Below are 5,787 nucleotides of genomic sequence, written 5' to 3' on the forward strand. Positions count from 1 at the left end.
GCATCCACCAAGGCAAAGAGAAAAGCCCGGCTCCATCGTAATTTAACCATTCCTCACCCAACCTGTTAGCCATAGTCTTGATTACCTTTTTCACCAAGAATAGGCATTTTCCTTCTACAACTAGGGACTATAGCTTTAGGTCGCTCGCCAGGCTCGTTTCTGCATCCGCCCGTAGAAGAGGCGACCGGGAGTCATAGGTCCGGTAGTTTCTCAGAACTACCTGCTCATGGGTGTTGGCGTAGCAATACCGGCAAAGGTGCGGGCAGGTATCGTACATGCCGATGTCGACGCTCTCATAACATCCGCATCCTTTTCTCGTAGGGTGCACTCGGTAAAGGCCCAGGTCCAGCCCGGCATACTTGCAGATCAGGTCGGCATCTACGCAGTGGGCTTTCTTGATCTTCTCGCCCACCAGAAAATCGTTGCAGCAGCTATAAAGCTCTATTCCGTGCTCACAGGCTATCTGGGCCAGCTCTTCTGCCAGCTCTCGCTTTTGCCCCTCCCCTACCCCTTCTAGCATCTTAGCCGGTCCCTTGGCCACGGCCATGAGGCGTCGCTCCACCTTCGGGTACATGCAGACAAAGCTGGTATAGCACCTCCTCGTATAGCCCTTTAGTTTCCTGCACAGATCCGTAAAGGTCCGGATATGGTAATCAAAACCAGTGCAAGCGGTTAGAAGAATGGGGTCATAACGCCAACTCACCCGCTCCGGCCCATACCGCCGGGCCAGCTCCCTAAAGGTTTCCACCGCTACCGCCGTATCCACCACCCGCGGCTCCCAGAGCCTCGGTAGCCCAGTAATAGTAAAAAGGAAAAAGGCGTAGTACCCCCGAGCTTCAATCTCATCCAAGTAAGGCAAGAAAGGCTTAAAGTTCTTAGACCAAAAGACAAAAGCCGCCACCTTCTCGGGGGCAAGCTCCACCACCGAGGCCTTATGGCTATAAGGGTTGTAGTTGACCGCCCACCCTTCCCGCAGCCGGTTCATGAACCATTCCCCGTAAAACGCCGGCACATCCGTCCGCCGGCTAACGGAGATGATCTGCGGCTTTGTCAATGCCTGCATTATCTAAGCTTCCTCACCCACCTGTGTGTTCTTGCGCTTCAGCTATGTATAGTTCACTTTGGTCTGACTCTATCCCAAGTTCCCTAACCTCTACAACAGTACTCCCAACCGTGATCACCAAGGTCCTGCCACCCATTATACCCCCGCTCCTAAGCGTTAAGAAGCCATACCGGCACTAAGATGCCGAGCCAATGACCCGCCATTGGTTCCACTGCCGTCAGCAACAATGTTGCCATCTGGCCGAGCTCATTTCTTAATTAAACCATCATCGTCCCCGCCCAGCAACTCTGCGGTACAGATTTAGGTTGGCTGTAATATAGGCAGCATAGGTAGTTTGGAGTCCGCCCACTGGGCGAACGGGAACAGTTTGAGGTACCGAGAAGTTCTCCATGGCTAGAACATAACCAGACACGGGAAAGTACGTCTCATAAGCAGAAAAAGCGCCGAGATCATCAGTGAGGATGCGAACGCCGCTGGCAACGGCCTCAAGCACTAGGTTAGAAAAGTCGGGAACCGGGTTGTTTTTAACTAGGTAAAAAAGGTAATCCACCCCTCGTAGAAAGGCTGGCATCTGCCAGGGGGGCACGAAATTAAGAAACTCCACGCCTGCAGGGCTACACCTGGCGATAAAATCGTCCTTACCCAGTCCGCTACCCAGAAACAGGAGCCGGGAGCTCCCCGAATAGGGTCGCCAGAACTCGAGGATGCGGTCCAGCCCTTTATGCTGCCAGTAGTAATTGATTTTTCCAACGTAAGCCAAGGTGAGGGTGTCCCGATCGGGTTTCTGATTTGGATGGAAGAAACGCTCGTCGGGGACATAGCGAGGGATAGCGTAGCAGTTTTCGTTGAGGTAGCGTAACTCGGGCCGATCGGTGAGGAGCGCGTTTGCTTGAGAGAGGGTTAGGCGCAGAAGTGTAGGCAGCACCCCTTGCTGCCAGAACTTGGCCAAGTCGCTGCCGCCGTGACGGATGACGTAGGGCAGGCCGGTAAGTTTCGCCGCCAAGAAGGCGGTGATACCGTAAGGAATAAGGTAAAACCCGTCTAGAAGGTCGATCTGGTGCGCAGCGCAGACTTCCAGGGCTTTGTCCAGAAGCTTTGTCTCGTATAGAGGCGAAAAGGGAATGTGCCAGGGTGTATCCGTGGCTGTCTGGTGAACGGTCACCCCTTCGGGAAGGTTACCCTCGAGATCACAAGAAGGAATGGTATACTCCTCCTCCACTGAGAGAGAATTGGTGACCACGTGCACCTCTACGCCAGTTTCGGCAAGCCCCTTGGCCAGCCAGTAGGCCGTAGCGCTAACACCACCTTCAATAGGAGGGAACTTAGTGATCATACATACTTTCAAACAGACCACCCTCAAGGGCCTCCTGGACTGTGAAACCGTTTTCCAGGTGCCCGCCGCGGTAAAAGAATATATAGTAGAAAAGGTCGAAAAGGAGCACTTCGGCCTTGCTAGCCAGGTATTCACGGTAGGGATGCCTCGACAGGTACTGGTCACTTAGCCGTTGCCTAGCGTATTCATGGAAGCGCACATCCAGCTGCTTTACCGCAGCTGGCATGCCAATCTTTTTCCTGGTAACAACTTCTTCCAGGCCATAACGCACCAGGTATTTATGCGCCACTTCTTTAAGCAGAAACTTGGTTGTGGCAGCAGAATGAACCTTAAGTTCCACCGGTAGGCCAAGGGCGAAGTGCGCGACGGCATCCGTAAGGTAAAAAGGTCGTGCCTCAAACCCAAAGGCGCCACAGGACCGATCTACGCTCCAGAGGTGGTAATTAGCCAACCCGCCCTGAAGCAGAAGGTCAAAAATGTGCAACCTGTACGTGGTTTCATCTTCAGGTTGGGGAAACAGCCCCTCCACCCTGCGTACCAAGCCGGGATTTGACTGATAATTGGTGACCCGGCGCAACCGCTCATATATGCGGTCAGCAAAACCAAGGGGATGAGTATACGTCCAATAATAGCCACCAAAGAGTTCATCGGCTCCCTCGCCGGTCAAGACCACCTTCACATGGCGGGAAGCCTGGCGGCAAAGTAGGTGAAAGGCCACCGCCCCTTGCAGGTCAAAGACCCCGCCCACCACCGGGTTTTCATAGTGGTAGATAAAGCGTGGCAGTTCCTCCAGGTAGTCTTGAAATGTTACCACAATCTCGTGGTGCTTGCTACCCAGCGCCTGGGCGACGCGTCGAGACCACGGGAGGTCGGGTGCCTCATCTCCATCGGCCAGGCTAAAGGTGAGAAGCCCCGCCCCTCTATCCCTAACCAGCGCAGCCATGAGGGTCGAATCCACACCGCCAGAAAGAAAGACACCCTTTTCCTGCGGACCGTGGCTCAAGATGTTCTCCATGGCCGCAGGGAGGATATTGGCGAGAAGTAACGCCTGTTCCCGAAAATCCTCTTGGCTTACCGGTGCGGAAAAGGCTCTGGGGAGCTGATAGTACCTTTCCGCCCGCAATTCCCTGCCATCAAAAACAAGCATTCCTCCCGGCGGGACCTGCTTTATCCCCTGAAAGGCAGTTGCAGTCACATCATCTACGTAGCCGAAGGTGAGGATTTCTTGCAGAGCACTGGTGTTAAGGGGTAAAGCTTTGCCCGCGAAACGTAACAGCGCCTTGATTTCAGAAGCAAAGGCCAACTGCCCACCTCTCTGGAGGTAGAAGAGTGGCTTGATCCCAAATCGGTCCCGGGCCAGAAGCAACCGGTCGCCGTCCAAGACGGCAATGGCAAACATACCTTTGAGGTGTTTAACAAACCCGGGACCATATTCCTTATACAGTGCCCAGGCAACTTCCGTATCGGTGCCGGTTCTCAATTCATAGCCCCTGGCAATCAACAGTTTCTGCCAGTAGCGATAGTTATATATCTCACCGTTAAGTAATAACCAGGGCTCGCCCTGCCCGGTGCCGAAGGGAAACGGTGCGTCTGCCGCACCGGTAATGTGCAGGCGGGCGCCGCCGAGGGAATGCCTGGCGGTGGTGACCACAGCTGTTGCATCAGGACCGCGATGGGCCAGAGAAGCTGTCATGGCGGTAATAGTCTTGCTGTCGCTTCTGCCATAAATGCCACAGATGCCACACATTAGCTCTTCCGTCCCTTTTGCCACCATTGGGCCAGCTCCCTTAGCGCCCAGTAGGCCAAGGCCGACCCTTCGTCGAGGTAGTGGTACGGCCAGAAGCCTCCCTGAAGCTGGTGGTGAAGGATCCATCCAAGCGCCCTCTCAATTATTGTCGGAGACACCAGTTCCGGATACCGCAGCAAGCTAAGGGAAACAACCGCGGTGCACCAAGGGTCACTGCCGCAAGGGTGATTTTGCCAGGGGCCAAAACCACCGTCCTCGTTTTGGGCTCCTGCCAGAATGGAGATGCAGGTTTCAACCAGCTGATTCGACGGCCGGGCAGAGCTGTTTTGCCAGAAGGCAATGAGGGGTAAGGCAATCTTGTACGTTAGGACGGGCTTGCCCACCATCTCACGGGAAGTTGCCCCTTCCAGCCAAAGTAGATCCTGCGTATCGACCAGTTCCGGCAGGAGTATCGCCACCCAGGCTGTGTAGGGAATCCTGGGCTGGTCGCGCTCGCTCCGGCCCCACCCGCCGCCAGGGTGCCGCTGTCCCTCTAGCCATTTGCGGGCACCAGCTGCTGCACCCCAGTAGGCGGGTGGCATTTTCTGCATGTAGGCCGCGCACCACGCCGTCTCCTCTACGTCCACCCACCCGCCGTCTCGCCTCTGCATTGAGCGCAGGTAATCTGCCAGTTCAAGGAACAAAGGATCAAGGGTGGATGGCTCACGGCTGGGTCCTAGGAGGACCATCCCCGCCCTGGCCAGTCGCTCCGAATCAAGGTGCTTGTCCAGACCTTGCCGCAAGAAGGAGACTAGCGAGCCACTCGCGGCCAGTAGCGCCTCTTCCACTTTTCGTCGTCTCCTTTTTCTAACCACTCTATCTTGTCCTTACAGTCGGGGCAGTAATAGTTGAGCTGTTCGCTCTTACGCTCATCTTCCGTCACCTTGAGTTGGACCTCAGTAGCAGGAAAGGGTCGCTTACAGCGGGCACACCGAACTTGTGGTTCCCCTGAACCTTGCTCCCAACTGATGGTTAGGCCGATATCTTCCATCAGCGCCTTAATTGGCGTTCTTTTATGGCAAGTACCGAGTCTGGTAAGAAAATCATTAATGCTGTAAAAGAGGTCTTCTCGCAATCCTGACTTTAGCTCTTCGCCCAGTTCTCCGATTACGGCCAACTGAGCCCGTCCCTTTTGCGAAAGCTCCTGCAGCAGTGTTAAGGTGCCAGGCAGATAAAGGTGGTTTTGTTCATAGATCAGTTTCTTAACTGCCCCCGGGTCGCAGAAGAATTCTTCAAAAGAGGCGCCCTTGCGCACGTCGATTAGGGCGCCCATGTTCATGCATACCACGGCGCACTCTGCGAGGTCTCGCGCTAAGGTCGTAGTCCAGACGGTGTCACCGGTCATACCAAGGATAGATTTAAACTCATGGCTTTCTTGTCCATGCTTATCGTTCACTTCAATCACCAAGCCAGCACAGTCACCTTCGCCAAGATCCTGGTGATATGCCGGAATAGGTCGAATGGTAAAGTTGCCGCCAACAACTCTAAGTTCTTCCTGTTTTCCGGGCAACAATAGCACGACGTCTTTGATACATTCTTTGGAATCGGTGAAGGTAGAGTAAAAATGCTTAAAGCAACTCCTAGTTGCTATTACCTGGATCTTGT

At 54.4% G+C, this 5,787-nt stretch carries 5 protein-coding genes; all 5 read right to left on the reverse strand.

Translation table 11 applies throughout. The features are described from left to right. Positions 1-127: 127 nt before the first annotated feature. Positions 128-1,063 (reverse strand): DUF1848 domain-containing protein, encoded by a 936-nt coding sequence (locus H5U02_13520; GenBank protein ID MBC7343440.1) that lies wholly within the window; start codon positions 1,061-1,063, stop codon positions 128-130. A gap of 265 nt (positions 1,064-1,328) precedes the next feature. Continuing rightward, positions 1,329-2,417 (reverse strand): glycosyltransferase, encoded by a 1,089-nt coding sequence (locus H5U02_13525; GenBank protein ID MBC7343441.1) that lies wholly within the window; start codon positions 2,415-2,417, stop codon positions 1,329-1,331. Continuing rightward, positions 2,386-4,170 carry an asparagine synthase (glutamine-hydrolyzing) gene (asnB, locus tag H5U02_13530; protein ID MBC7343442.1) on the reverse strand — a complete coding sequence of 595 codons (1,785 nt, stop codon included), beginning with the start codon at positions 4,168-4,170 and terminating at the stop codon, positions 2,386-2,388. Before asnB ends, H5U02_13525 begins: the two co-directional genes overlap by 32 nt. Then, positions 4,143-4,970, reverse strand: a complete 828-nt coding sequence (locus H5U02_13535; GenBank protein ID MBC7343443.1) for a hypothetical protein — start codon at positions 4,968-4,970, stop codon at positions 4,143-4,145. The genes asnB and H5U02_13535 overlap by 28 nt, the downstream gene beginning before the upstream one ends. Further along, positions 4,934-5,787, reverse strand: an 854-nt coding sequence (locus H5U02_13540; protein MBC7343444.1) for a hypothetical protein, incomplete at its 5' end; no start/stop codon positions are given. The genes H5U02_13535 and H5U02_13540, both read right to left, overlap by 37 nt.

It is taken from the genome of Clostridia bacterium, from assembly GCA_014360065.1.
Classification (GTDB): Bacteria; Bacillota; DSM-521; order Neomoorellales; family JACIYF01; genus JACIYF01.

Excerpts from the sequence above, each read along its gene's own strand:
- asnB (MBC7343442.1), bottom strand. The coding sequence starts at position 4,170 with ATGGTGGCAAAAGGGACGGAAGAGCTAATGTGTGGCATCTGTGGCATT.
- H5U02_13520 (MBC7343440.1), bottom strand. The coding sequence starts at position 1,063 with ATGCAGGCATTGACAAAGCCGCAGATCATCTCCGTTAGCCGGCGGACG.